The sequence below is a fragment of the Rhodococcus sp. BP-349 genome, from assembly GCF_019835845.1.
Classification (GTDB): Bacteria; Actinomycetota; Actinomycetes; order Mycobacteriales; family Mycobacteriaceae; genus Rhodococcoides.
Map to the genome: position 1 here is coordinate 310,734 of NZ_JABUDR010000002.1, position 25,216 is coordinate 335,949.

The following is a 25,216-nucleotide window of genomic DNA, read 5'->3' on the forward strand; positions in this document are numbered from 1 at the left end:
GGGATAAAGTTGACGAATCAACTACTTGCCCGGCTCAACCGCGAGGGGCCCGTCCTTGTTCCCCGGCCGGATCCACGTGCAGATCGAACCAGTCGAGGGTGCGCGACCACGCGTCGTACGCAGCCCGTTCGTTGTAGACGGCGGGTCGATCGTTGCAGTGGAAGCCGTGCTCGGCGTCGGGATAGCGGGCGATGCGAGTGTCCACCTGCGCGTCGGTGACGGCGGCGTTCAGCGCATCGACGTCGTCGACCGGGATCCCGGTGTCGAGGTCGCCGAAGAACCCGTGCCACGGCGTTCGCAGTGCCGTGGCGCCGTCGAGCAGCGGCGGGTAGCCGAAGCGACCCTCGCGGATGCCGCCGCCGTAGAACGTGGCCGCGGCACCGAGTGGACGCCGCACCGCCGTCTCGAAGGCGACGGTGCCGCCCATGCAGAACCCGACGATCGCGCACCCGCTCGGTCCGTAGCCGTACCCGGCCAGCTCGTCGAACGCCGCGTCGATGTCCTGGTCGATCTCGTCGGCCTTCAGCCCGCCGATGAGATCCATCGCCGTGCTCATGTCGTCGTACGACACCACCGGATCGCCGGCTCGGTGGAAGAGATGCGGGGCCACGGCGATCCATCCCGCCGAGGCGAAGCGGCCGCAGACCTCCGCGATGTGGTCGGTCACGCCGAACGCCTCCTGGACGACGACGACACCGCCTCGAATCGGACCTTCCGGGACGCGTGTGGTGACAGTGATGGCCATGTCACCATCAGATCACGAGAATCACGGTGTTCCGTGTGTGAACTGTGCGAAACGGGGAAACCGCGCCGAGGAACCAGCTGGAGGCTGCCATGACATCGACCCTGAACAACCCCGGAGCAGCGACGCCGCACAAGCCCACCGGGCCGACGCCGTCGTTCGAGGTCGGTGCGCGGGTGCGCACCCGCCACTCGATCGACCGCGATGCGGATGCGGCCTCGTGGCCACTCGAGGCGGGATCGATCGTCGAGGACTTCGCCGACTTCGTGGACTCGTCGTCCGTGGGACGGGACTGGGCCGTGGCGCACCGGTGGGCGGTGGCGTTGGACAACGGATGCCTGGTGTTCCGCGACACCGACGACCTCGAGGCCGCCGGGGACCTGAACTCGGACTCGGAGTCGTCAGCGCGGAAGCAGTAGCACCAGGACGGTCACGCCGGCGATCACGATGGCCGCCCGGAAGGGCGTCCGGCCGCTGCTCGTCGACGCGATCCACGCGGCGACGGCGACGACGGCCAGCGCGGCACATCCCGCTGCGGTCGACACCCCGGTGCGGCCGAGAGCCCCGCTCCCCACGACCCCCACGATCGATGCCGTGACGAGCACACCCGCGGCGAGTGGAGCGACCGTGCGAGCAGGAAGTCGGTGTGCCAGCCCTCGGACCCCCGTCGCCGCGTCGTCGGCGATGTCGGGCAGCACGTTGACCAGGTGGGCGCCGAAGCCGAGCAGCGCCCCGACGGTGATCATCCACCAGGGCGGCATCGCGTCGGCCACGGTCAGTGAGACGACGACGGGCGCGGACCCGAACGCGACGGTGTACGGCAGCCACGACACCACGGTCGATTTCAGGCCGAGGTTGTAGGCGAGGGCCGAACCGACTCCCAGCACGAGGTGCACCGCACCCGGAACGACGCCGCACAGCATCGAGAACACCACGCAGACCACCGCCGCGACCGCGACGCTCACCCGCACGGTGGCAGGGTCGAGGCGTCCGACGGCGAGCGGCTTGTCCTGGCGGCCGACCGCGGTGTCCCGCGGAGCGTCGATGAGGTCGTTGGTCCATCCCACGATCAGCTGTCCGCTCAGCACCGCCACGACCACGACGACGAGGAGTCCAGCCGAGGGTGGTCCGATGCTGACCGACAGCAGTGCGACGAACGTCGTGACCGCGGCGGCCGGGCCGGGGTGGGAGGCGACGAGGAGAGCGGCGAGTCGACTGCCCATGTACTGGAACAGTACTCAGCTGGCGCGAGCGTCCTCGCGGGCCGGGGCACCCGCGTCACGCTCCCGGCGGGCGTCCTCGAGCACGACGAGCCTGCCGAGTGCCGTGCGCGCGTGCATCTGCTGCTGCGTGACGGTCAGCTGGGTGCGCGCTCGGCCGAGGAACGTCCACGTCCAGTTGAAGACGGTGGTGAGTCGGCTCTTGAATCCGACGATGTAGACGAGGTGCACCGCGAGCCACATCAGCCATGCCAGGAAGCCGGTGATCTTGACGGGTCCGACCTGCGCTACGGCCGAGAACCGCGTCACGGTCGCCATGCTGCCCTTGTCCCGGTAGTGGAACGGGGTGCGTTCGGGGCGCGGTGTGTCGGTGGCAGCGGCGCGGACGTCGGCAGTGATGCACCGCGCGGCGTAGCGGCCGCCCTGGATCGCCACCTGTGCGACGCCGGGGAGCTTGTCGCGCGCCATCATGTCGCCGATCACGAAGACCTCGGGGTGGCCCGGCAGTGTCAGATCGGCCTCGACGAGCACGCGGCCCGCGCGGTCGACCTCGGCCCCGGATTTCGCCGCGAGCTGTGCCGCGAGCGGGCTCGCGGAGACACCGGCCGACCAGACCTTGCAGGAGGACTCGATGCGGCGCTCGGTGCCGTCGCTGTCGCGGACCGACAATCCGTCGGCGTCGACGTCGGTGACCGCGGCGCCCAGCTCGACCTCGACGCCGACCTTCTCGAGACGTCGTCGAGCATTCTCGCCCAGCGAGTCGGCGAAGGGCGGCAACACCTTCGGGGCCGCGTCGAGCAGAATCACACGGGCGTCGCGGCTGTCGATCGTGCGGAACGTTCCGGCGAGGGTGCGGCGCGAGAGCTCGGCGATCTGGCCCGCCATCTCGACACCCGTGGGGCCGGCGCCGACGACGACGAACGTGAGCAGCCGTGCGCGCTCGACGGGGTCGGTGGTGAGTTCGGCGGCGTCGAACGCGTTCATGATGCGTCCGCGCAGCTCGAGGGCGTCGTCGAGCGTCTTCATGCCGGGGGCGAACTCGGCGAAGTGATCGTTGCCGAAGTAGGACTGGCCGGCGCCCGCGGCGACGACGAGGCTGTCGTACGGAGTGACGGTGACGCGGCCACGGCTGACCGAGACGACGGTGCGTGCCTCGAGGTCGACCTCCGTGACGTCGCCGAGCACGACGGCGGCGTTGGCCTGGTTCTTGAGGATGAGACGGGTGGAGGGCGCGATCTCGCCCTCGGAGAGGATGCCGGTGGCCACCTGGTAGAGCAACGGCTGGAAGAGATGGTGCGCGGTGCGCGCCACGATCGTCACGTCGACGTCGCTGCGACGCAGGGCCTTGGTCGCGAACAGGCCGCCGAATCCGGAGCCGACGACGACGACGCGGTGCGGGGCTGTGGTGGTGGTCACGGTGCCCGTTCCTCTCACTTCACGTGGCCGACCTGCGGGTCCGCCTCCGACGGGGTTTCCGTCTGTGACCCAGACCATACACGGCGCGCTCGATTTGTCAGAACAAATAGGTGGAACAGGGCGAACGCCTACGATTCGAGCATGGATCGCCCCGTGGTCGCCCTCGAGAACGCCGACGCCGTGTACGAGTACTACCGGGAGCATCAGCAGAATCGACGCGTCACGCGGCTCGCCTACGGGGCTCTCGCCGGACGGTTCCGACCCCGCGTCCGGTACGGCGACGGTGCGCGCGAACGCCTCCGCGCCCTCATCTACGACGACACGCGGTTCATCCTGGCCGTGAACCACGTCAGCGAGACCGACCCGTACACGGTCGCCGCCGCCGCGTGGTCCAGCGCGCTGCGGCCCGTCATCGGCCGCACCCGCGTCCTGGCCAAGGACGAGCTGTTCGTCGAGACCGAACCGAACCGTCCGAGGACCCGCCGCATCGCCGAGCGGACGTCGCAGCGACGCCGCATCGAGATGATGGGCGGCATCCCGGTCTTCCGCAGCCGCGACCACGGTCTGCGCGCAGTGTCCCGGGCAGGCAACATGATGATGGACGTGTGCGCCGAACGGCTCTCTCGCGGCGACGATCTCGCGATCTTCCCGGAGGGCACATGCAACGACGGCGATCCGACGGTCCTCCAGCACGTCGGGAGCGGCATCGGGCACATCGTCACGCGTGCACGGACGCGCGGCGTCGAACCGAGGCTCGTGGTCATGGGGCTGCACTACGGACCGCCGCCCGGCAGGTACCGCTCGGCGAGCGTGCACATCGACGTGCCGGACATCGCGCTCCCCGACAAGCCGGTCTCCATCGCGCGCACCGTCGCCGAGTACCTTCAGGTGGCCGTGGAGTTGTCGGTCCGCCAGTACTGACTGGTGGTTTTGTCCGGTCGGACCGAAATGTCATGTGCTGCATCGTTGTTCACGTCCGGTTCGGCTCCTGCTCGCCTGCCGTGCGCCTGACGTCGAGGTGACGGGAGCAGCGTCGTCTCCATGGTGGAGAACGCACTGAACCCGGCCGGGGAGATCGTCGACACGGGAGTTCCCGCGCACATCGCGGCGAACGCGTCCATCGCCGAGCAGCACGACTGGCACCTGAGCAACCTCCGACGCCATCGGGTGTCGCGCCGGAACTTCCTGGTGGGTGCCGCCGCCGTGGCGGCCGCGGCCGGTGTGGGCAACCCCGGTTGGAGCCGAGTGGCGTACGCGCAGGACGCGCCGCTGACCGTCGGGGGACGTCACCTCTCGTTCGGTTCCGACGCCGCGACACAGCTCCGGTTCTCCGCGCAGCTCTCCCGCAGTCCCGGACTCACCGGGGTGTTCCTCGATCACGGTCCGACCCCGGCGCTCGGCGCGACGACGTCGGCCGAGGTGCGCAACCTGGTGAGCCAGGTGCCGCGATCCGACGGCGGCATCCTGGCGGCGGAGCAGTTCTACGTGCACGTTCCGGTGGACGGGCTCACGCCCCGTCTTCCGCACTACTACCGGTGGCGCACCGCCGACGGCTACGTCAGCGATGTCCGCAGTGCCGCACCGGCTCTGCCGCCCGGACGGCTCGCACCGTTCCGGTTCACGATGATGGGCGATCAGGGAGTCGACGAGACACCGGCTCTGCCGCCAGGCCTGAAGCCCGGCGACTACGACGATCTGTACTACAAGCCCGACAACGAGCCGTCGGCCAAGCACGCGGCGAACATCGTGCGCCAGATCGCGGCGTCGCGGCCCGACTTCCACATCCTCGCGGGCGACATCGCGTACGCGGACCCGTCGGGACAGGGCCGCACTCCTCGCTTCGTACCCAGTGGCGGCACCGTCGACAAGGCATTCGACAAGTTCAACCCGTACGTCTGGGACGGCTACCTCGCGGCGATCGAGCCGAGCGCGGCATCGACGCCCTGGCTCTTCGCGACCGGGAATCACGACATGGAGGCGCTGTACGGGCCGAACGGATACGGCGGGCACGCAGCACGATTGGATCAACCCGACAACGGTCCCGCCGGGTGCCCGTCGGTCTACTCGTTCGTCCACGGCAACGTCGCCGTGCTCTCGCTCGACGCCAACGACGTCTCGAACGAGATCCGCGCGAACACGGGCTACAGCGGCGGACGTCAGACGGGATGGGTGGAGTCGACCCTGGCGCGCTACCGGGCCGATCCGGCCGTCGACTTCATCGTCTGCTTCTTCCACCACTGCGCGTACTCGACGACGAAGGACCACGCGAGCGACGGCGGCGTCCGCAGTGCGTGGGCGGGGCTCTTCGACCGGTACCACGTCGATGTGGTGCTGCAGGCGCACAACCACGTGTTCGAGCGGTCCGATCCGATCCGCGGCGGCTCGCCGACCCGCGTCGCCGGTGACCGGTCGGAGGTCACCTCCGTCTCGGACGGCACCGTCTACTACACGGTGGGCGGCGGTGGGCGCCCGCGTTACGGGTTCCAGGACGGCGAACCCGAGAGCTACCGCGGCAACGAGGTGGCCGACACGTCGGTGCCGAACAGCTACGTCGTCGCCGCGGACGGCTCGAAGGTGCCCGAGTCGCTCACCTGGTCACGGGTGCGATTCCGCAACTACTCGTTCGTCCGCGCGGACGTGACGCCCGGGATCCCCGGCATCACGCCGAGTCGGATGCGCATCGCCGCGGTCGACGAGTACGGGCGGGAGTTCGACGAGGTCACCTTCCGCCGCGACCTCCCGCTCGCGTTCGGAAGCTAGCTGCCGGCCGTGTGACCGTCGGCAGCTAGCTGCCGGCGATGTTCACCATCCAGCCGATCCCGAACCGGTCGGTGAGCATCCCGAAGGTGTCGCCCCAGGGCGCTGTCTCGAGCGGGACGCCGAGGGTGCCGCCCTCGGCGAGCGCGTCCCAGTAGCCGCGCAGTTCTGCCTCGTCGTCGCCGCTCAGGGACACCGTGCCGTTGGTGCTCACGTCCATCGACGACGGAGTGTCGGCGCCCATCAGCGTGAAGCCGCTCGAGGTGTCGAGCTGACCGTGCATGACGTTGCCCGACTCGGACTCCTCGACGGGCATGCCCGAGTCACCGAACGTCGACAGCGTGAGTTCTCCGCCGAACACGGTGCGATAGAACTCCATCGCCTCCCGCGCCGTGTCCCGGAACGACAGGTACGGATTGAGTCGGGTGGTCATCGTGAGCCTCTTTCTTGAGCAGGGGTGGTCCGCCGACTCCTGTGACTTGATAGAAAGAGTGGGAGCCGCGGGGTTTCGGGGCCGAGATGAGAAAGAGGGTAGTCGTGAGCGAGCAGGTCAGGACAGCAATCGTCACGGGAAGTGCGCGAGGAATCGGTGCCGCCGTCGCCCGACGTCTCGCCGCGGACGGCTTCGGTGTCGCCGTCGTCGATCTCGACGAGGCGGCGTGTGCCGGCACGGTCGACGCCATCACCGCCGCGGGCGGTCACGCCATCGGCATCGGCGCGAACGTCGCGGACGAGCAGTCGGTCGTCTCTGCCGTCGAGCGCATCGCCACCGACTTCGGGGCGCCTACGGTGCTGGTGAACAACGCCGGCATCCTGCGCGACAACCTTCTGTTCAAGATGTCGGTCGACGACTGGGACGCGGTTCTCGGCGTGCACCTGCGCGGCTCGTTCCTGATGTCCCGCGAGGTGCAGAAGCACCAGGTCGAGGCCAAGTGGGGACGCATCGTCAACTTGTCGTCCACCTCGGCGCTGGGTAACCGCGGGCAGGCCAACTACGCGGCGGCGAAGGCCGGCATGCAGGGCTTCACCAAGACGCTCGCCATCGAGCTGGGCCGCTACAACGTCACCGTCAACGCGATCGCACCCGGCTTCATCGAGACGGAGATGACGGCGGCGACGGCCGAGCGCGTCGGCGTGCCGTTCGAGGACTTCAAGAAGGGCGCCGCGTCGCAGATCCCGGTCAACCGGATCGGTCAGCCCGAGGACATCGCTCACACCGCGTCGTTCTTCTGCAGCGAGGGTGCAGGATTCGTGTCCGGCCAGGTCGTCTACGTCGCGGGCGGGCCCAAAGACTGACGATGCGAGTTCTTCTTCTCTCCGACACCCACGTTCCCACCCGCGCGCGGGATCTGCCCGCCGCGGTGTGGGACGCGGTGGACGCCGCCGAGCTGGTGGTGCACGCGGGTGACTGGATGGCGCCGTCGCTGCTCGACGCGCTCGAGGAACGATCGACTGATCTGATCGCCTGCTGGGGAAACAACGACGGGGACGATCTCCGCGCACGTCTGCCGGAGATCGCACGGCGGACGGTCGAGGGCGTACGCATGGTGGTGACGCACGAGACGGGTGCGAAAGGGGGACGGGAGAAGCGGATGGACGCGCAGTTCCCGGACACCGACCTGCTCGTCTTCGGACACAGTCACATTCCGTGGGACTCCGTGTCCGACAACGGAATGCGCCTGCTCAACCCGGGTTCGCCGACCGACCGTCGGCGGCAACCGCACTGCACCTACATGACCCTGACACTTGCCGACGGCGCGATCGGCGACGTCGACCTGGTGCGGCTGTGACGCGCATCGACGCCTGGACGTGGTCGGTGCGGCTGTTCAAGACGCGGTCGGCGGCAGCGTCGGCGTGCCGCGGCGGACACGTGAAGATCAACGGCAGCGCCGCCAAACCGGCGCAGCACGTGGTGCCGGGTGACGAGGTACGCATTCGCGCAGGGGGCTTCGAGAAGATCGTCGAGGTGACCCAGCTCGTGAACAAGCGGGTGGGCGCCCCGGCCGCGGTGGCGTGCTACATCGACCGGAGCCCGCCACCACCGCCGCGAGAACTGTTCGCCGCGGTGCCCGTTCGCGATCGCGGAGCCGGGCGGCCGACGAAGCGGGACCGGCGCGAGATCGACCGGTTGCGGTCGGCACCGCCGAGCGAGTGACGCACGGCGGTCCCGCCACGGGCGTCAGCGCAACAGTGCACGCGACATGACGACGCGCTGAATCTGGTTGGTGCCCTCGTAGATCTGCGTGATCTTGGCGTCACGCATCATGCGCTCGACCGGGAAGTCGCGCGTGTAGCCGGCGCCGCCGAAGAGCTGCACCGCATCGGTGGTCACCTTCATGGCGACGTCGGAGGCGAAGCACTTGGAGGCGGCGGAGATGAAGCCGAGGTTCTTCTCGCCGCGCTCGGCGCGAGAGGCCGCTGCGTACACCATGAGGCGGGCAGCCTCGATCTCCATGGCCATGTCGGCGAGCATGAACTCGACGCCCTGGAACGTGCTGATGGCCTTGCCGAACTGCTTGCGGTCCTTGGTGTACGCGATGGCCGCGTCGAGCGCGCCCTGCGCGATGCCGACGGCCTGCGCGCCGATGGTGGGGCGGGTGTGGTCGAGCGTCGCGAGTGCCGTCTTGAAGCCGGTACCGGGCTCGCCGACGATGCGGTCGCCGGGGATGCGGCAGTTCTCGAAGTACAGCTCACGGGTGGGGCTGCCCTTGATGCCGAGCTTGCGCTCCTTCTCGCCGACCGAGAAGCCCTCGTCGTCCTTGTGGACCATGAACGCGGAGATGCCGTTGGCCTTCTTCTCCGGATCGGTGACCGCCATGACGGTGTACCAGCTGGACTTGCCGGCGTTCGTGATCCACGCCTTCGTACCGTTGAGGATCCAGTCGTCGCCGTCCGCCTTGGCGCGGGTCTTCATGCCGGCGGCGTCGGAGCCCGCCTCGCGCTCGGACAGTCCGTAGGACGCCATCTCGCCCTCGGCGATCGACGGCAGCACCTTCTGCTTGAGCTCCTCGCTGCCGCTGAGGATGAGGCCCATCGTGCCGAGCTTGTTCACGGCGGGGATCAACGAGGACGAACCACACACGCGGGCGACCTCCTCGATCACCATGCAGGCCGCGACGGAGTCGGCGCCCTGTCCGCCGTACTCCTCGGGAATGTGCACCGCGTTGAACCCGGAGGCGTTGAGGGCCTTCAGTGCCTCCTCGGGGAAACGCTCCTGCTCGTCGACCTCCGAGGCGTACGGGGCGATCTCCTTCTCGGAGAGTGCGCGGATGGCCTCGCGCAGTTCGTTGTGCTCGTCGGCGAGCTGGAAGAGGTCGAAGCTGGGGTTGCCGGCCATGAGGTGTCCGTTCGTCGTGGTGAGAGTTCGTGGCACTCGGTGTCACGGGATGGCACCAGTTTACCGGACTGTCCGGCTAATGACCATCGTGCAGTGGCACTTGGTGTCACCGGTCTCGTCTGGGTGATCCGAACTCGTACCGTTCGTCCCTTATTCTGGTGGTCGTGCACCACCAGGCGACGACTCGTGCGCCGGGTGTCCGGGCACTCGGTGAACGCGGTCCGGGCCGCCGCATCGACCTCGACGGCCTCCGCGGGCTGGCGATCGCCCTCGTCGTCGTCTTCCACATCTGGTTCGGCAGGGTCTCGGGCGGCGTCGACGTCTTCCTCGTCCTGTCCGGCTTCTTCTTCACGTCGATGGTGCTGCGCCGCGTCGAGCGAGCCGACGGTCCCGTCCTGCGCCCCCTCGTCACGCGCACCGCGCGACGCCTGTACCCCGCGGCCGTGGTGGTGTTCGGCGCGGTCGCCCTGTGGACCGTGTGGGACCGACCCTTCACGATGTGGGACGCGACGTCGCGGCAGCTGCTCGCCTCGCTGGCGTACGTGCAGAACTGGGAGCTCGCGCGTACCGCGTCGGACTATGCGGCGGCCGACCTGTCGGTCAGTCCCCTCCAGCACCTGTGGTCGATGTCCGTGCAGGTCCAGTTCTACTTGGGTGTCACGGCAGTGGTGTTCCTGGTCGCCGCGGCGTGCCGACGGTGTGGTCGGCGGGACCTGACCACGCCGGCGCTGGTGTCGGTGCTCGCGGTCGCCGCCGCGGTGTCGTTCGCCTATGCAGCCGACATCGGTCGAACCCATCAGGGGTGGGCCTACTACGACACCGGGGCGCGGACGTGGGAACTCGCGGTCGGTGCGATCGCCGGGCTGGTGATCGGCCGGGTCGTTCTGCCGGCCGCGCTGCGTGCCGCGGCCGCCGTCGTCGGACTCGCCGCACTGGTGGGTTGTGGGTTCCTCGTCGACGGTGCGGCGCACTTTCCCGGTCCTGCGGCGCTGGTACCGGTCGGGGCCGCGATGCTGCTGGTGGTCGCCGGCGCGGGTGCCCCCGAGTCACGAGCACCTGCCGTGACGCGCGCTCTCGAGTCCCGACCGCTGCAGTTCCTCGGCTCCATCGCCTACCCGCTGTACCTGTGGCACTGGCCGATCCTCATCGCGGTGCTGGGTGCCGGGCACTCGGTGACCGTGGTGACGGGCTCGGCCGTGGTGGTCGTCTCGATCGCCCTGGCCGTCGCCACGCGTGCGTGGGTGGAGGAACCGGTGCACGGTCGGGGCGCGGGCCGCGGTGTGCTCACCGCCCTGGTGTCTGTCGGAGCGATCGGGCTCGCTGCAGCGAGCGCGACCTGGCAGGGCTATCTCGATCGCGCGACGGCCCAGCCGACCGCAGACGTGAGTGCCGACGACCGCTACCCGGGGGCTCTCGCACTCGTCGACGGTGTGCCCGTGCCGGACGCTCCGATGCGACCCAGCGTGCTCGATGCCGATCTGGATCTGCCGCAGTCGACGCTGGACGGGTGCATCGCGGACATGACGCAGCGCGAGGTGATCTCATGCGTGTACGGCGATCCCGACGCGGCGCGCACCCTGGCCCTCGCCGGCGGATCGCACGCCGAGCACTGGCTCCCCGCTCTCGACCGGATCGGCCGGGATCGCGGCTTCGCCGTCGTCACCTACCTCAAGATGGGGTGCCCGCTCGACATCGGCGAGCCACTACTGGTGGATCTGCCCTACCCGGACTGCCGGGACTGGTCGTCGGACGTGCTGGACATCCTCGCGGCGGACCGCCCCGACTGGGTGTTCACCACCTCGACGCGGCCGAGCCCCACGGAGTTCGGCGACGTCACTCCCGACGCATACCTCGACGTCTGGGCACGTCTGTCCGCGCTCGCTCTCCCCGTCGTGGCCGTGCGGGACACTCCCTGGCTCAGCCGGGAGGGCGTCCCGTATCGCGCTGCGGACTGCCTGGCCGACGGCGGCGACAGCGAGTCCTGCGGACTGCCGCGCAGCGAGGTCCTGTCCGAGATCGATCCGGCGGTCGCCGCGTCGCTGCCGTTCCCCTCAGTGGTTCCCGTCGACTTCTCCGATGCGGTCTGCGGTCCCGACGTGTGTCGCGTCGTCGAGGGAAACGTGCTGGTCTACCACGATTCCCATCACCTGTCGGCGACGTACGTCCGGTCACTGGTACCGGTGGTCGACAGCACGGTCGGCGAGGTCACGGGGTGGTGGTGAGACCGTCCCCGAAGTGCTGTGCGAGCAGGGTCGTGACGTCGGCGACCGACGTCCCCGGCGGTAACACGAGTGCGATGGGCCGGTCGCCCGCGGTGTCGGTGACGAACCGCCGCTTCACCGCCCCGAGGGCGCGCCGGACGTCCTCGACCTCGACTCGGGCCCCGTCGCGAAGCCACGTGCGCAGCAGGTAGTTGTGCGTCGCCGTGACCGCGGCGGCGAACTGCACCAGGGATAGCGGCTCCTGCGTCGGGGCGCCGCGGCGCAGGGTGTCGACGAAGACGCGCTCGTACCGCAGCACCATCACCAGTTCGCGCTCGCGCAGGGCGGGCACCGTCTGCAGGACGCGGTACCGGCGACGGGTGGTGTCCGGCGTGCCGGAGAACCGGGCGAACACGCGCGCGGCGGCCTCGCACACGGCGTCGTGCGGGTCGAGGTCGGTCGTCCCCAGGAAATCCTGCACGTGGGCGAGGGTGGCGTCGTGGTCGACGAAGACCACGTCCTCCTTCGACCGGAACTGCCGGAAGAACGTGCGGCGCGACAGCCCCGCGCGCTCCGCGATCTGGTCGACCGTGGTGGCCTCGTACCCCTTGCTCTCGAAGAGTTCGAGTGCCGCGCCCATGACGTCGAGACGAAACCGGGCGTCCTCGGTTTCACGCGGTTCGTCGTGGGCGGGCATGGCTTCACGGTAGCGTGAACTGCTCGGACCGGTGAGCTGCCGGAACGCACGTGACGGTGAAGGGACGGGTTCGTGGCGTTGGTGATGGGTGTCGATTCGTCCACCCAGTCGTGCAAAATCGTTGTTCGGGACGCGGATTCCGGTGAGCTGGTCCGCCACGGTCGAGCCGGCCATCCCGACGGCACCGAGATCGACCCGGCCCGGTGGCACGAAGCTCTGGAGACCGCTCTCGCGGACGCCGGTGGGATGGACGGCGTCGATGCGGTCTCCGTCGGAGCGCAGCAGCACGGCATGGTGTGTCTCGGCGAGACGGGTGACACCGTCCGACCCGCGTTGCTGTGGAACGACACTCGCTCCGCCGAGTCGGCCCGCGACCTGGTGACCGAGTTGGGTGGCGGACAGGCGTGGGCCGACGCCGTGGGCGTGGTGCCGGTCGCGTCCATCACCGCGGCCAAGCTGCGCTGGCTCGCGGACCACGAGCCGGACAACGCGGATCGCACTGCGGCAGTCTGCCTTCCGCACGACTGGCTGTCCTGGCGTCTGGGTGACGACCGCCGCCTCGACGCCCTGGCCACGGATCGGGGTGACGCCAGCGGCACGGGATACTTCTCGGCGGCCACGAACGAGTACCGCGTCGATCTGCTCGGTCTCGCGCTCCGCGGGCGCACCCCGCACGTGCCCACCGTGGCGGCGCCGTCGACGCGGATCGGCACGACGCCCGGCGGCGCGGCCATCGGACCCGGTACCGGTGACAATGCCGCCGCCGCACTGGCTCTCGGTGCCGGCGAGGGTGACCTGGTGGTCTCGATCGGCACGTCCGGCGTCGTCTCGGCCGTGTCCACCGTGGCTCCTCGGGACGCGTCGGGACTGGTGGCGGGCTTCGCCGACGCCACCGGGCGTCAACTACCTCTCGTCTGCACGCTGAACGCCGCGCGCGTGCTCGATGCGACCGCGCGACTGCTCGGCGTCGACCACGACGAGCTGTCGCGGCTCGCGCTGTCCACCGAGAGCCAGGGTCTGGTCATGGTGCCCTATCTCGAGGGGGAGCGCACACCGAACAGGCCCGACGCGACCGGCGCGATTCACGGCCTGCGCCTGACCAATTCGACCCCCGCGCACCTCGCCCGCGCCGCCATCGAGGGGCTGCTGTGCAGCCTCGCCGACGGGATCGACCACCTGGTGGCACAGGGCGCCACGGTGTCTCGGGTTCTGCTCGTCGGCGGGGGCGCGAAGTCTGAGGCGGTGCGCGTCCTCGCGCCGGCGGTGTTCGGCATGCCCGTCGACGTCCCGCCGCCCGGTGAGTACGTGGCCGACGGTGCCGCGCGGCAGGCGGCCTGGGTGCTGTCCGGCGGGGCCGAACCGCCCGCCTGGGTCGCGGCGGACATTCCTCGATACGAGGCGGACCCGACCCCGGCGGTGCGCGAGCGCTACGCCGAGGTGCGGGACCTGACGGAGGGCGTCGCGTAAGTAGGTGTGACCGGTGTCACCTTGTCGGACAGCCTATTGCTCAGATCACACTCGAGGGAATATGTTGTGCTCCGCAACATACAACCGAAGGGACGATCGATGCAGAACACAAGGCTCGCCCTCACCGCGGCGGGTATCGGTCTGGTCATGGCACTCACCGCGTGTGGCAGCAACTCCAGCAGCGACAGCGGCAGCGGAGACTCCGGCGGATCCGGCAACGGCGGTACCAAGGTCGGCGTCATCCTGCCGGACACCAAGTCGTCCGCACGCTACGAGTCGCAGGACCGACCGCTCCTGCAGAAGGCGCTGAGCGACGCGGGTCTCGATCCGATCATCCAGAACGCGGAGGGCGACACCACCAAGTTCTCGTCGATCGCCGACTCGATGATCAGCCAGGGTGCGAAGGTCATCCTGATGAGCAACCTGTCGTCCGAGTCCGGCGCCGCCGTGCAGAAGAAGGCCACCGAAGCGGGCGTCGCCACCATCGACTACGACCGACTCACCCTCGGCGGCTCGGCCGACTACTACGTCTCCTTCGACAGCACCACCGTCGGCAACCTGCAGGGACAGGGCCTGGTGGACTGTGTGGGCGCGAAGCCCGGCGCGCAGATCATCCAGATCAACGGCTCGCCCACCGACAACAACGCCACGCTGTTCAAGGCCGGCGCGCTCGAGGTGCTGCAGCCCAAGTACGACTCCGGCGACCTGCGCCTCGCGGGTGACCAGGCCATTCCCGAGTGGGACAACCAGGTCGGTGGCACCACCTTCGAGCAGCTGCTCACCGCCAACGGCGGCAAGGTCGACGGCGTTCTCGCCGCCAACGACGGACTCGCGGGCGCCGTCATCACGGTCCTGCAGAAGAACGGCCTGAACGGCACCGTGCCGGTCACCGGTCAGGACGCCACCGAGGACGGACTGAAGGCCGTGCTCCGCGGCGACCAGTGCATGACCGTCTACAAGGACGTCGCGAAGGAGGCGGCCGCTGCCGCCGAGCTCGCCATCGACCTCGCCAAGGGTGACACCGCCGCTGCCGACGCCAAGGCGACGGCGACGTCGGAGGACCCCGAGGGCAACCGTCAGGTGAAGTCGGTCCTGCTGGACCCGGTCACCATCACGCGCGACAACGTCAAGGTCGCCGTCGACGGCGGCGCCGTCTCGGCGGACGCGTTGTGCAGTGGCGACGTGGCTCAGGCCTGCACGGACGCGGGGATCTCCTGACCACCATGACCGCCGCGGGAGAGCCCGTCCTGCAGTTGCAGGGCATCAACAAGAGTTTCGGTCCGGTGCACGTCCTGCACGACGTCGATCTGACGATCCGGGCAGGAGAAGTCACCGCACTGGTCGGTGACAACGGCGCGGGCAAGTCCACGCTGATCAAGTGCATCGCCGGAATTCACGGCACCGACTCCGGCGAGGTCCGCTTCGGCGGCGAGCCGGTGTCGGTGTCGAATCCGAAAGAGGCTGCGGCACTGGGCATCGAGGTCGTCTACCAGGACCTTGCCCTGTGCGACAACCTCGACATCGTGCAGAACATGTTCCTCGGCCGTGAGCGCACGGCCAAGGGTCTGCTCGACGAGGCATCGATGGAACAGGCGGCGCGCGACACCCTCGCGTCGCTGTCGGTGCGCACCGTCAAGTCGGTGCGCACCCCGGTCGCGTCGCTGTCCGGTGGCCAGCGGCAGACCGTCGCCATCGCCAAGTCGGTGCTCTGGGAGTCGAAGGTGGTGCTGCTCGACGAGCCCACGGCCGCACTGGGAGTCGCGCAGACGCGACAGGTCCTAGACCTCGTTCGCCGACTGGCGGACTCGGGTGTGGGAGTGCTGCTCATCAGCCACAACATGAACGACGTCGTCGAGGTGTCCGACTCCGTCGCCGCCCTGTTCCTGGGGCGGATGGCGGCGCAGGTGCGCACGGCGGACGTGTCCGTCGGACGCATCGTCGAGCTCATCACGACCGGCCGCAGCGGTGACCTCGGTCTGCCGTCGGCCGAGGCGAAGGCGGTGACGATATGACCGCCGCACCCGAACAGGACCGCGCCCGGTCCGACTTCTCGATGGACACCGATCGGCGGTCGTTCGGCGACGCCGGCCGCGACTACGTGGCGCGACTGCGCGGCGGCGAGTTGGGGGCGCTGCCCGCACTCGCCGGGCTTGTCGTCCTGCTCGTCGTGTTCTCGTCGCTGTCCGGACAGTTCCTCACCCTGAACAACGTGGCCAATCTGCTCACCCAGGGAGCGGCCACCGCGTTGATCGGCATGGGGCTGGTGTTCGTGCTCCTCCTCGGCGAGATCGACCTCTCCGCCGGCACGGGCTCCGGCGTCGCGGCCGCGATTCTCGCCCTGCACTACACGGAGGGTGGAAACCTGCTCGGCGGCATGGGAACCGGAGTGTTCCTGACGTTCTGCGCCGTTCTGGTGGTGGCCGGAGTGCTGGCGGCGATCACGCGACTGTGGGCGGCCATCGTGCCGGCCGCGATCGCACTCGCCATCGCGCTGCTCGGGGTGCCCGCGAATCCGTGGATCGAGATCGTGCTGGCGATCTGCGTCGGTGCCTCGATCGGCTGCCTCACCGGGTTCCTCGTCTCCCGCGTCGGCATCCCGTCGTTCGTGGTCACGCTGGCACTGTTCCTCGCCTGGGGCGGTGTGGTCCTGCAGCTGATCGGCGAGGGCGGCACCCTCGGCATCTCCGACAACACCGTGCTCTTCGCGGTGGCCAACCGGTCGCTCCCGGTGTGGGCGAGTTGGGTGCTCTTCGCGGTGGTCGTCGGTGGATTCGCGGCGATCAACCTCTCGCGTCAGCGAACTCGACTGAAGCAGGGACTGACGGCTCCCCCGACGTCGCTGTTGCTGGTCAAGATCGCGGCGCTGACGGTGTTCGCCGCTCTGGCCACGTGGGCGATGACGGTGAACCGTAGTCCCAACCCGGCGGTGCTCTCCATCGCCGGTGTGCCCTACGTCGTTCCGATCGCGCTCTTCGTGTTGGTGCTCGCCACGTTCGTGCTCGACCGGACGTCCTACGGCCGACACGTCTACGCGGTGGGCGGCAACGCGGAGGCGTCGCGGCGAGCGGGTATCGACGTCCGGCGCATCCGCATGAGTGTCTTCGTGGTCAGCTCGACCATCGCGGCACTCGGCGCCATCGTGGCCGCGTCGAAGGTCGGATCCGTGGATCCGCAGGCGGGTGGCGGCAACACGCTGCTCTTCGCCGTCGGCGCCGCCGTCATCGGTGGAACGTCGCTCTTCGGTGGACGTGGTCGCGTCCGGGACGCGGTGATCGGTGCTGCCGTCATCGCGGTGATCGACAACGGACTGCGCCTGCAGGGGCAGTCCGCGGCGGTGGTCTCCATCGTCACCGGTCTCGTGCTGTTGCTCGCGGCCAGTGTCGACGCACTGTCGCGTCGACGAGCTCCGACTGGTCGGTGACAGGTCGACCGGCTCGTTCCGCCCTCGTCCGTAGTGTCCACCTCGGTGGGGCTCGGACGAGGGCGGAACTCGCGGAGGACCTCTCGCTGAACCGGAGCACCGTCAAGACTCTCGTCGACGACCTCGTCGCCGACGGCCTGGTCTCCGAACATCCGTCGTCCGGTGGCGGGGCCGGCCGGCCGTCGTTGGTGGTCGACCCCATCCCGTCGGCCGCCTGGGTACTCGCCGTCGACGCGGCCGTCGACTGGCTGTCCGTCTCCGCGATCGGCTGGGGCGCAGCGGTTCTGGCGGATCTCGACTACGAGGCGGGAGCGGGCCCGGACCCGGCGGACCTGGTGCGTCGCATCGCCGATGCCGCGACCGAGCTCACCCATCGGGTGGGATCCGCCCCGCGTGCGGTGTGCGTCGCGGTACCCGGCCTCGTGCGGTCGGCCGACGGTCTCGTGCGCGTCGCACCCAACCTAGGCTGGACCGACGTTCCGCTCGGTCGTCTGATCGGTGAGGCGGTCGGGGTGCGGTGCATCGTGGCCAACGAGTCCGATCTGGGGGTCGTCGCGGAGCACACCCGCGGATGCGCTCGCGGTGTCGACGACGTCGTCTACCTCTTCGCGGAGTTCGGTGTGGGTGCCGGAATACTCAGCGCTGGAGCGCTTCTCGGCGGTTCCGGTGGCTACGCCGGCGAGGTGGGACACATGCGGACCGCCGCCGGCGGGGGCCTCTGCAGCTGCGGCAGCAACGGGTGCTGGGAGCTGTCCGTCGGGCAGGACGCACTGCGCAGGGCACTCGCGATGCGGGAACCCGCCACGCCGTCCGCGATCGGGCGCGCACTGGCCGACGTCGCGGCCAGCGGTGGTGCCCTGCCGGAGAGCTACATCGAGGCACTGGAGACGGGCGTCTGCACCATCGTCACGATGGTGGACCCCCGCGTCGTCGTGTTCGGCGGCCTCTTCGCCGACGTCCTCCGGGTGCCCTCGGCGATGGCCCGCATCACCGAGGGCGTGGGGGAGTGCCTGGTCGGGCGTCAGCACGGGGTGGAATTGCACGTCTCGGGCCTGGGTCGGCGGATCTCGGTGATCGGTGCGGCAGAGCTGGCCTTCGCCGAGGTGCTGCAGCGGCTGTAGTGGGCCTTCGGCCCCCGTGAGCCCTGTGCGTATCCAGGGATGCGCACAAGGCTCACGGGCGTCAGCGAACCGACGATTCCACGGTGGCGCGGGCTCCGCGGGTGTGCAGGGAGTCGAGAGCCGACGTGTAGGCGTCGACGAAGCGTGGATCGTCCACCAGATCGCCGAACAACTCGCGGTTCCGCACGAACGCGAGGGGGTCCTCGTGCTGCTGCCGAGCCAGCGGGGTGAGCGTGTCCTTCAGACGGTCGACGATCTCGATGGGCTCACCCTGCTCGTCGACTCCCTCGGCGTAGCGCGCCCAGCTCGCGATCACCGTGGCGGACAATGCAACCGGTCCGCCGGACTTCAGGTTCGTGCGCACCACCGGAACCAGCCACTTCGGGATCCGGTCCGACGACTCGGCGCAGAGCCGGGCCACGGTGTCCCGGATCTCCGGATTGGAGAAGCGCTCGATCAGCGTCTTCTTGTACTCGGCCAGGTCGATTCCGGGAACCGGCTGCAGTGTGGGAGTGGCTTCCTCGTCCATGTAGCGCAACAGGAACTCGGCGAACAGTGCGTCCTGCGTCACGTCGTGCACGAGCCGGTAACCACTGAGGTACCCGACGTAGCAGAGGGCCTGATGGCTCGCGTTGAGCAGGCGCAGCTTCATCAGCTCGTACGGGGTGACGTCGTCGACCACCTGCACGCCCACATCCTCGAACGGCGGCCGGCCGAGGGTGAAGTGATCCTCGAGCGCCCACTGGGTGAACGGCTCCGCGACCACCGGCCACTGGTCCTCGAGGTCGTACCGGGAGGCGAGCTCCTCGACGACGTCGGGTGTGGTGACGGGTGTGATGCGGTCGACCATGGAGTTGGGGAACTGCGCGGTGTCCGTGATCCACTGTGCCAGTGCGGGATCCTTCAGGCGGGCGAACGCGGTGAAGGTCGACCGGGCGATGTGTCCGTTGCCCTCGATGTTGTCGCACGACATGATGGTGAACGGCGCGAGCCCGCGATCCTTCCGGCGGGACAACGCCTCGCACACCAGCCCGAAGGTCGTGCCCGGTACCGCACCGGGGGCCAGATCCGCTCGCACAGCCGGGTTCTCGGCGTCGAACTCGCCCGTGGTGGCCGAGAAGTTGTAGCCGCCCTCGGTGACGGTGAGAGAGACGATGCGGGTGTCGGCGTGGGCGAGCTTCTCGATCACCGCCTCGGGATCGTCCGGCGCGAAGAGGTACTCGGTGATGGATCCGATGACCGAGGTGTCCCACGAGCCGTCGGAGTGCCGCAGCGCCAGGGTGTAGAGACAGTCCTGGGCGTCCATGACGTCCTTCATGCGGCGATCACCCGGCAGCACGCCCACACCGCAGATGCCCCACGCCGACGCCGAGTCGAAGTCGGTGCGCAGCAGCCGGTCCACGTACATCGCCTGGTGCGCACGGTGGAAGCCGCCGACTCCGAAGTGGACGATCCCGGTGGTGATCGACGAGCGGTCGTACCGTGGCACGTCCACGTCGTCGGGAAGCTGGTCGAGGGTGGCGGCGGACAGCTTCACGAGAGAGTCTCCTGACTGGGTGTCACGGTGACGACAGCCTTGATGCTGCCGTCGGTGCGGTCGTGGTTCAATGCGTCGTCGACATGGTCCAGGTCGAACCGGCCCGTGACCATGCTGTCGAGCTCGACCCGTCCGGTACGGACGAGTTCCAGTGCGGTGGGCCAGGTGTCGGCATAGCGGAAGACGCCGGTGACCCACAGTTCGCGGTTCTGGATCACCGACACGGGAATCGGGTACTCGTCGCCTCCCATGCCCACGAGCACCACTCTGCCCGCAGGGCGCACGGCGCGCATCCCGTCCTGCACTGCGCGGGGTGCGCCGGACGCGTCGACGAACGCGTCGACATCGAGGTCGTGCACCGACTCGGCCGCCGGGTCGATCACGCGGGTCGCACCGTACCGCGTGGCGTTGGCGCGGCGGTCGGCCGAGATGTCCGACACGACGATCTCCGTCGCGCCGAAGGCGCGTGCGACCTGGGCCGTGAGCACTCCGACCGGCCCGGCGCCCGCGATCAGCACTCGGGAGCCCCCGGTGATCCCGGCCTTGCGTGCGGTCGCGATGGCCACCGACAGCGGCTCGAACAGGGCCGCGGCGTCGTCGGACACCGAGTCGGGGACGTCGTGCGCGAACGTGGATCCGATGGTCACGTACTCGCAGAGGGCACCGTCCACGGGAGGGGTCGCATAGAACTCCATGTGGGGGCACAGGTTGTAGTGGCCCGAGCGCGTCTCGCGACTGTCTGGATCGGGTCGCTGCGGCTCGATGGACACCCGCGACCCCACTCGCCGAGGGGAGACGCCGTCACCGACGGCGACGATCACACCCGACGCCTCGTGGCCCAGAACGAGCGGCGACTCGACGACGAAGTCGCCGATGCGACCCTCGCGGTAGTAGTGCGCATCCGATCCGCAGACTCCGACGGATGCCACCCGGACGAGGACGTCACCTGCGTTCGGCGTCGGCACAGGTCGCGTCTGCGTCCCGATGTGTCCCGGTTCGGTGAGAACTGCGGCACGCATGGAATCGACTGTTGTGTGGATCACACCTGGATGTTAGCTTAAGTGAGCAGATGAACACCAGGTGAGCAAATGCTCACCTCGACGACCGGGAGTGACATCGTGACGACGCCGAGTTCGAGCGACGAGCTGAGGCTCGCGCTGCGTGCGGCGACGATGTACCACGTCGAGGGCGCGACCCAGGCGGAGATCGCCACCAAGCTCGGGGTCTCCCGTCCCACGGCAGGTCGACTCGTCGCTCGGGCTCGGGCGAACGGGCTCGTGCGCATCGAGATCCACGTGCCCGAGGAGATCAGCGGATCGGTGCACACCGATCTCGAACGTCGACTCGAGGAGCGGTACGGCCTGGACGAGGCGCTGGTGGTCACGTCGACCATCGACGATGCCGGCGGTCGGTACGACGCGGTGGGGCGCGCCGCGTCGGGCATCCTCACCCGGCGCGTGCAGCCTGCTCACACACTCGGTTTCACGTGGGGGCCGGAGACGGTCGCGGTGGCGCAGTCGCTCCAGGGACGCGGCAGCCGGTGCGCCCGCGTGGTGCAGCTGGACGGATCCATGAGCACCGCGGACTACCAGACCGGGGTCGACTTCGTCCTCACCCGCTGCGCCGAGCAACTGCAGGCGACTCCGATGCGGCTCAACGCCCCTCTCTACGCCGACCCGGCGACAGTCGTCGCGCTCCAACAGGACTCGCTGATGTCCAAGGCACTCGACGCCGGACGCACCGCGGATCTCATGTTCTTCGGACTGGGCCCGGTCTCGACGTCGACGACGCTGTTCGAAGGAAGCTTCCTCGATGCCGACCTCCTGACCGAACTCGGCCGACTCGGTGCGGTCGGTGAGATCGGCGGTCGGTTCTTCGACTCCGACGGCGCCGACGTCGACAGCTCGCTGACCGACCGCACCGTCTCGGTGCCGCTGGACGACATCCGGAACTGCGCCACCACACTCCTCATCTCCGGCGGTGCGCGCAAGCACGCCGCGATCCGGGCCGCTCTGCGCGGCCGTCTCGCCACCGTCCTGGTGACCGATATCGCTTGTGCTCTGGACCTTCTCGACGAGCACGGCAGCAACCCCATGAAGGAATCGAGGTAGTACCGACGTGACATCACGATTCGTCCCACTCGCCGCCCTCGCCGCAGCCACCGTGCTGACGGCGAGCGGCTGCGCGGGCGCGGGATCGTTCGGAGGTGACGGTGGCGGTACGACCATCACCGTGGCCATCGTCTCCAACTCCCAGATGTCCGACGCGATCTCGCTCGCACCGGAATTCGAGGCCGAGAACCCGGGTGTGAACCTGAAGTTCGTCTCGCTGTCCGAGAACGAGGCGCGCGCGAAGATCACGGCGTCGGTGGCCACGGGCGGTGGTGAGTTCGACGTGGTGATGATCAGCAACTACGAGACGCCGCAGTGGGCCGAGAACGGGTGGCTCACCAACCTGTCCGAGTACGCGCAGGCCACACCGGGGTACGACGAGGACGATTTCATCCCGTCGCTCAAGGAGTCGCTCTCCTACGAGGGCAGCATGTACTCGGTGCCGTTCTACGGTGAGTCGTCCTTCCTCATGTACCGCAAGGACCTGATGGAGGAAGCGGGCATCACGATGCCGGCCGAGCCCACCTGGGACCAGGTGGCCGAGGCCGCCGCGACACTCGACCGCCCGGGCATGTCCGGCATCTGCCTGCGTGGCAAGCCCGGCTGGGGCGAGGTGCTCGCGCCCCTCGACACCGTCATCAACGCCTTCGGCGGCCGGTGGTACGACGAGAACTGGAACGCGCAACTCGACAGCCCGCAGGTCGAGGAAGCCGTGCAGTTCTACGTCGACCTGGTCCGGTCGCACGGACAGGCCGGCGCGGCGACGAGCGGCTTCAGCGAGTGCGGAACGCAACTCGCACAGGGCAACACGGCCATGTGGTACGACGCCACCTCGGCGGTGTCGGTGCTCGAGGACCCCACGTCGAGCAACGTCGTCGGCAAGATCGGGTACGCCAAGGCGCCGTCGGCGGTCAAGGGCGACAACGGGTGGCTGTACTCCTGGTCGCTCGGTATCCCGACCACGTCGGAGAGTCCGGACGACGCCTGGAAGTTCGTGTCGTGGATGACGAACAAGGACTACCTGAAGAAGGTCGGCACCGAGCTCGGCTGGGAGCGGGTGCCGCCGGGAAGCCGGTTGTCCACCTACGAGATCCCGGAGTACAAGGAGGCGTCGGCCGCCTTCGGTCAGGTCACGCTCGACTCGATCAACAACGCCGACCCGCTGAACCCGACGGTCGATCCGGTGCCCTACACCGGCGTCCAGTTCCTCACGATCCCCGAGTTCCAGGACCTCGGCACCCGGGTCAGTCAGCAGATCAGCGCCGCCGTGGCTGGACAGATCAGCGTCCAGGACGCGCTCGCTCAAGCGCAGCAGTACGCCGAAGTGGTCGGCAAGACGTATCAGGAGGATCAGTGATGACCACGACCGAAGTCGGCTCGGCGAGATCCGAGACGCCGTTCGTTCCTCGCGAACGGGTGATCTCGAAGGCGGAGGGGTGGCGGCGACGCGGTCCCCTGCTGCCGGCCATGGTCTTCGCGATCGTCGTCACGCAGATCCCGTTCCTGTTCACGCTGTACTACTCGACGCAGTCCTGGAACCTGGTGCGCCCGGGATCGCGGGAGTTCAACGGTCTGAACAACTACGTGGACGTGTTCCGGGACAGTCAGTTCCGCTCGGTCGCGTTCAACACGGTCATCATGATCGTGGGCACGGTGATCATCTCGGTGGCGCTGGGCCTGGTGCTCGCACTGTTGCTGGACCGTAAGTTCATCGGTCGCAGTCTGATTCGCACCCTGCTGATCACTCCGTTCCTCATCACCCCGGTCGCCGGTGCACTGATCTGGAAGACCACCATGTTCGATCCGGTGTTCGGCCTCATCAACTTCGTGCTCAGCCCGTTCGGGGTGGACCAGATCGACTGGGTCTCGCGGTTCCCGCTCGCCGCGGTCATGACCAACCTGGTCTGGCAGTGGACCCCCTTCATGATGCTGCTGATCCTGGCGGGACTGCAGTCCATGCCCAAGGACATCGCGGAGGCGGCGCGGGTGGACGGTGCCGGGCCCTTCAAGCTGTTCCGCGAGTTGACGTTGCCGCATCTGCGACGCTTCATCGAGCTCGGCGCGGTGCTCGGCGCCATCTACCTCATCAACACCTTCGACGCCGTCTACATGATGACGTCCGGCGGCCCGGGTGTGGCGTCGTCGAACCTGCCGTTCTACATCTACCAACGTGCGTTCCTCGGCTTCGACATCGGCCAGGCCGCGGCCATGGGCGTCGTCACCGTGGTGGCCACCATCGTCGTCAGCACACTGGCGCTGCGACTGATCTTCACGAGCTTCAGCGGGAAAGAGGAGGCTGCCTGATGAGTACCACCACCGAGCGGAGCGCCGGCAGCGGAACTCCGAGCGTCACCGCGCCGATCACACGCAAGAAGCGATGGGGGCCCGGATCGATCTGGTCCTTCGTCGCCTGGGTCGCCGGCATCGCCTTCTTCTTCCCGGTCCTGTGGATGGTCATCACCGGGTTCAAGCAGGAAGCCGATGCGTACACCGCGACGCCGAAGATCTTCTTCACCCCGACCCTCGACCAGTACCGCGGCGTTCTCGAGAGCGGCATCGGCACCACGCTGCTCAACTCGGCCTTCGCGACCGTCGTGTCCACTATTCTCGTTCTGCTGCTGGGTGTCCCGGCTGCATTCGCCCTGTCGCTGCGTCCCGTGAAGAAGACGCAGGACGTGCTCTTCTTCTTCATCTCGACGAAGATGCTGCCGGTCGTGGCGGCCATCGTGCCGCTGTACGTCATCGTCGGGGACATCGGTCTGCTCGACAACATCTGGGCGCTCATCATCCTGTACACGGCGATGAATCTGCCGATCGCGGTGTGGATGATGCGGTCGTTCTTCCTCGAGGTCCCGAGCGAGTTGCTCGAGGCCGCGAGCATGGACGGTGCCTCGCTGTGGACATCGGTGCGGGAGGTCATCCTGCCGCTGGTCTCGCCCGGCATCGCGGCCACCTCGCTGATCTGTGTGATCTTCTCGTGGAACGAGTTCTTCTTCGCCGTCAACCTCACCGCCGTTCAGGCACAGACGATTCCGGTCTACCTCGTCGGCTTCATCACCGGGCAGGGCCTGTACTGGGCCCAGCTCTCCGCTGCTGCGACGTTCGCAGCCCTCCCCGTCGTCCTCGCCGGATGGTTCGCGCAGAACAAGCTCGTGCGCGGCCTGTCCTTCGGCGCCATCAAGTAGGAGA

At 68.7% G+C, this 25,216-nt stretch carries 24 protein-coding genes; 16 read left to right on the top strand and 8 right to left on the bottom strand.

Features of this window, described 5'->3' with window-relative positions:
- Positions 1–34: 34 nt before the first annotated feature.
- Positions 35–745: a dienelactone hydrolase family protein gene (locus HQ325_RS11905; protein ID WP_222629743.1), complete on the bottom strand. Its 711-nt coding sequence runs from the start codon at positions 743–745 to the stop codon at positions 35–37.
- 89 nt (positions 746–834) lie between these two features.
- Here HQ325_RS11905 and HQ325_RS11910 point away from each other — a divergent pair, with 89 nt between their 5' ends.
- Complete coding sequence (locus HQ325_RS11910) at positions 835–1,161, top strand: hypothetical protein (protein WP_261778205.1); 327 nt, start codon at positions 835–837, stop codon at positions 1,159–1,161.
- On the opposite strand, the gene HQ325_RS11915 is transcribed toward HQ325_RS11910, so the two are convergent.
- Entirely contained in the window at positions 1,144–1,965 is an 822-nt protein-coding gene (locus HQ325_RS11915; protein WP_222629746.1) for a UbiA family prenyltransferase, read from the bottom strand. The genes HQ325_RS11910 and HQ325_RS11915 overlap by 18 nt on opposite strands.
- A gap of 15 nt (positions 1,966–1,980) precedes the next feature.
- Positions 1,981–3,378 (bottom strand): NAD(P)/FAD-dependent oxidoreductase, encoded by a 1,398-nt coding sequence (locus HQ325_RS11920; protein ID WP_308014494.1) that lies wholly within the window; start codon positions 3,376–3,378, stop codon positions 1,981–1,983.
- A 141-nt stretch (positions 3,379–3,519) separates the two neighbouring features.
- Between HQ325_RS11920 and HQ325_RS11925 the strand changes: the two genes are divergently transcribed.
- On the top strand, positions 3,520–4,299 hold the full coding sequence (locus HQ325_RS11925) for a 1-acyl-sn-glycerol-3-phosphate acyltransferase (RefSeq protein ID WP_222629751.1): 780 nt from the start codon (positions 3,520–3,522) through the stop codon (positions 4,297–4,299).
- A gap of 120 nt (positions 4,300–4,419) precedes the next feature.
- Positions 4,420–6,138 (top strand): metallophosphoesterase, encoded by a 1,719-nt coding sequence (locus tag HQ325_RS11930; RefSeq protein ID WP_222629754.1) that lies wholly within the window; start codon positions 4,420–4,422, stop codon positions 6,136–6,138.
- A gap of 25 nt (positions 6,139–6,163) precedes the next feature.
- On the opposite strand, the gene HQ325_RS11935 is transcribed toward HQ325_RS11930, so the two are convergent.
- Positions 6,164–6,568: a VOC family protein gene (locus HQ325_RS11935; RefSeq protein WP_222629756.1), complete on the bottom strand. Its 405-nt coding sequence runs from the start codon at positions 6,566–6,568 to the stop codon at positions 6,164–6,166.
- 104 nt (positions 6,569–6,672) lie between these two features.
- Here HQ325_RS11935 and HQ325_RS11940 point away from each other — a divergent pair, with 104 nt between their 5' ends.
- Genes HQ325_RS11940 through HQ325_RS11950 form a run of 3 tightly spaced genes read left to right on the top strand, consistent with a single transcriptional unit; the run spans position 6,673 to position 8,290 of the window.
- The gene (locus HQ325_RS11940; protein WP_222629758.1) at positions 6,673–7,431 is read left to right on the top strand and encodes an SDR family oxidoreductase; all 759 of its coding nucleotides are present in this window, start codon (positions 6,673–6,675) and stop codon (positions 7,429–7,431) included.
- A 2-nt stretch (positions 7,432–7,433) separates the two neighbouring features.
- The gene (locus HQ325_RS11945) at positions 7,434–7,925 is read left to right on the top strand and encodes a metallophosphoesterase (RefSeq protein ID WP_222629760.1); all 492 of its coding nucleotides are present in this window, start codon (positions 7,434–7,436) and stop codon (positions 7,923–7,925) included.
- On the top strand, positions 7,922–8,290 hold the full coding sequence (locus tag HQ325_RS11950) for an RNA-binding S4 domain-containing protein (RefSeq protein ID WP_222629762.1): 369 nt from the start codon (positions 7,922–7,924) through the stop codon (positions 8,288–8,290). The genes HQ325_RS11945 and HQ325_RS11950 overlap by 4 nt, the downstream gene beginning before the upstream one ends.
- A gap of 24 nt (positions 8,291–8,314) precedes the next feature.
- On the opposite strand, the gene HQ325_RS11955 is transcribed toward HQ325_RS11950, so the two are convergent.
- Entirely contained in the window at positions 8,315–9,472 is a 1,158-nt protein-coding gene (locus HQ325_RS11955) for an acyl-CoA dehydrogenase (protein ID WP_222629764.1), read from the bottom strand.
- Between the two features lie 164 nt (positions 9,473–9,636).
- Between HQ325_RS11955 and HQ325_RS11960 the strand changes: the two genes are divergently transcribed.
- Positions 9,637–11,694, top strand: a complete 2,058-nt coding sequence (locus HQ325_RS11960) for an acyltransferase family protein (RefSeq protein ID WP_222629766.1) — start codon at positions 9,637–9,639, stop codon at positions 11,692–11,694.
- Here HQ325_RS11960 and HQ325_RS11965 read toward each other — a convergent pair.
- Positions 11,678–12,370 carry a TetR family transcriptional regulator gene (locus tag HQ325_RS11965; protein ID WP_222629768.1) on the bottom strand — a complete coding sequence of 231 codons (693 nt, stop codon included), beginning with the start codon at positions 12,368–12,370 and terminating at the stop codon, positions 11,678–11,680. The two genes, HQ325_RS11960 and HQ325_RS11965, sit on opposite strands and share 17 nt — an antisense overlap.
- A gap of 72 nt (positions 12,371–12,442) precedes the next feature.
- On the opposite strand from HQ325_RS11965, the gene HQ325_RS11970 reads away from it, so the two are divergent.
- From HQ325_RS11970 to HQ325_RS11990, 5 genes are all read left to right on the top strand, one after another.
- Positions 12,443–13,837, top strand: a complete 1,395-nt coding sequence (locus HQ325_RS11970; protein ID WP_222629770.1) for a xylulokinase — start codon at positions 12,443–12,445, stop codon at positions 13,835–13,837.
- Positions 13,838–13,936: 99 nt separating this feature from the next.
- Positions 13,937–15,055 carry a sugar ABC transporter substrate-binding protein gene (locus tag HQ325_RS11975; RefSeq protein ID WP_222629771.1) on the top strand — a complete coding sequence of 373 codons (1,119 nt, stop codon included), beginning with the start codon at positions 13,937–13,939 and terminating at the stop codon, positions 15,053–15,055.
- Between the two features lie 5 nt (positions 15,056–15,060).
- Positions 15,061–15,849 carry an ATP-binding cassette domain-containing protein gene (locus HQ325_RS11980; RefSeq protein WP_037186144.1) on the top strand — a complete coding sequence of 263 codons (789 nt, stop codon included), beginning with the start codon at positions 15,061–15,063 and terminating at the stop codon, positions 15,847–15,849.
- Entirely contained in the window at positions 15,846–17,258 is a 1,413-nt protein-coding gene (locus tag HQ325_RS11985) for a sugar ABC transporter permease (RefSeq protein ID WP_222629773.1), read from the top strand. The genes HQ325_RS11980 and HQ325_RS11985 overlap by 4 nt, the downstream gene beginning before the upstream one ends.
- Entirely contained in the window at positions 17,255–18,379 is a 1,125-nt protein-coding gene (locus HQ325_RS11990; RefSeq protein WP_222629775.1) for an ROK family transcriptional regulator, read from the top strand. The genes HQ325_RS11985 and HQ325_RS11990 overlap by 4 nt, the downstream gene beginning before the upstream one ends.
- 61 nt (positions 18,380–18,440) lie before the next feature.
- Here the strand turns inward: HQ325_RS11990 and HQ325_RS11995 are convergent, their stop codons facing one another.
- Both HQ325_RS11995 and HQ325_RS12000 read right to left on the bottom strand, forming a co-directional pair.
- On the bottom strand, positions 18,441–19,916 hold the full coding sequence (locus HQ325_RS11995) for a mannitol dehydrogenase family protein (RefSeq protein ID WP_222629777.1): 1,476 nt from the start codon (positions 19,914–19,916) through the stop codon (positions 18,441–18,443).
- Positions 19,913–20,935 carry an NAD(P)-dependent alcohol dehydrogenase gene (locus tag HQ325_RS12000; RefSeq protein ID WP_222629779.1) on the bottom strand — a complete coding sequence of 341 codons (1,023 nt, stop codon included), beginning with the start codon at positions 20,933–20,935 and terminating at the stop codon, positions 19,913–19,915. The genes HQ325_RS11995 and HQ325_RS12000 overlap by 4 nt, the downstream gene beginning before the upstream one ends.
- A gap of 69 nt (positions 20,936–21,004) precedes the next feature.
- Here HQ325_RS12000 and HQ325_RS12005 point away from each other — a divergent pair, with 69 nt between their 5' ends.
- From HQ325_RS12005 to HQ325_RS12020, 4 genes are read left to right on the top strand one after another with little or no spacing between them, the layout of a single operon-like run.
- Positions 21,005–22,027 (top strand): sugar-binding transcriptional regulator, encoded by a 1,023-nt coding sequence (locus HQ325_RS12005; protein WP_222629782.1) that lies wholly within the window; start codon positions 21,005–21,007, stop codon positions 22,025–22,027.
- A gap of 7 nt (positions 22,028–22,034) precedes the next feature.
- Entirely contained in the window at positions 22,035–23,384 is a 1,350-nt protein-coding gene (locus tag HQ325_RS12010; RefSeq protein WP_222629784.1) for a sugar ABC transporter substrate-binding protein, read from the top strand.
- Positions 23,384–24,331, top strand: coding sequence for a carbohydrate ABC transporter permease (locus HQ325_RS12015; protein WP_222629786.1), 948 nt, complete (start codon positions 23,384–23,386; stop codon positions 24,329–24,331). The genes HQ325_RS12010 and HQ325_RS12015 overlap by 1 nt, the downstream gene beginning before the upstream one ends.
- Positions 24,331–25,212, top strand: a complete 882-nt coding sequence (locus HQ325_RS12020) for a carbohydrate ABC transporter permease (RefSeq protein WP_027506157.1) — start codon at positions 24,331–24,333, stop codon at positions 25,210–25,212. The genes HQ325_RS12015 and HQ325_RS12020 overlap by 1 nt, the downstream gene beginning before the upstream one ends.
- Positions 25,213–25,216: the final 4 nt, after the last annotated feature.

Coding starts and splice junctions, on each gene's coding strand:
- HQ325_RS11905 (WP_222629743.1), bottom strand. CDS start 745: ATGGCCATCACTGTCACCACACGCGTCCCGGAAGGTCCGATTCGAGGC.
- HQ325_RS11910 (WP_261778205.1), top strand. CDS start 835: ATGACATCGACCCTGAACAACCCCGGAGCAGCGACGCCGCACAAGCCC.
- HQ325_RS11915 (WP_222629746.1), bottom strand. CDS start 1,965: ATGGGCAGTCGACTCGCCGCTCTCCTCGTCGCCTCCCACCCCGGCCCG.
- HQ325_RS11925 (WP_222629751.1), top strand. CDS start 3,520: ATGGATCGCCCCGTGGTCGCCCTCGAGAACGCCGACGCCGTGTACGAG.
- HQ325_RS11930 (WP_222629754.1), top strand. CDS start 4,420: ATGGTGGAGAACGCACTGAACCCGGCCGGGGAGATCGTCGACACGGGA.
- HQ325_RS11935 (WP_222629756.1), bottom strand. CDS start 6,568: ATGACCACCCGACTCAATCCGTACCTGTCGTTCCGGGACACGGCGCGG.
- HQ325_RS11945 (WP_222629760.1), top strand. CDS start 7,434: ATGCGAGTTCTTCTTCTCTCCGACACCCACGTTCCCACCCGCGCGCGG.
- HQ325_RS11955 (WP_222629764.1), bottom strand. CDS start 9,472: ATGGCCGGCAACCCCAGCTTCGACCTCTTCCAGCTCGCCGACGAGCAC.
- HQ325_RS11965 (WP_222629768.1), bottom strand. CDS start 12,370: ATGCCCGCCCACGACGAACCGCGTGAAACCGAGGACGCCCGGTTTCGT.
- HQ325_RS11975 (WP_222629771.1), top strand. CDS start 13,937: ATGCAGAACACAAGGCTCGCCCTCACCGCGGCGGGTATCGGTCTGGTC.
- HQ325_RS11980 (WP_037186144.1), top strand. CDS start 15,061: ATGACCGCCGCGGGAGAGCCCGTCCTGCAGTTGCAGGGCATCAACAAG.
- HQ325_RS11985 (WP_222629773.1), top strand. CDS start 15,846: ATGACCGCCGCACCCGAACAGGACCGCGCCCGGTCCGACTTCTCGATG.
- HQ325_RS12000 (WP_222629779.1), bottom strand. CDS start 20,935: ATGCGTGCCGCAGTTCTCACCGAACCGGGACACATCGGGACGCAGACG.
- HQ325_RS12005 (WP_222629782.1), top strand. CDS start 21,005: ATGCTCACCTCGACGACCGGGAGTGACATCGTGACGACGCCGAGTTCG.
- HQ325_RS12015 (WP_222629786.1), top strand. CDS start 23,384: ATGACCACGACCGAAGTCGGCTCGGCGAGATCCGAGACGCCGTTCGTT.
- HQ325_RS12020 (WP_027506157.1), top strand. CDS start 24,331: ATGAGTACCACCACCGAGCGGAGCGCCGGCAGCGGAACTCCGAGCGTC.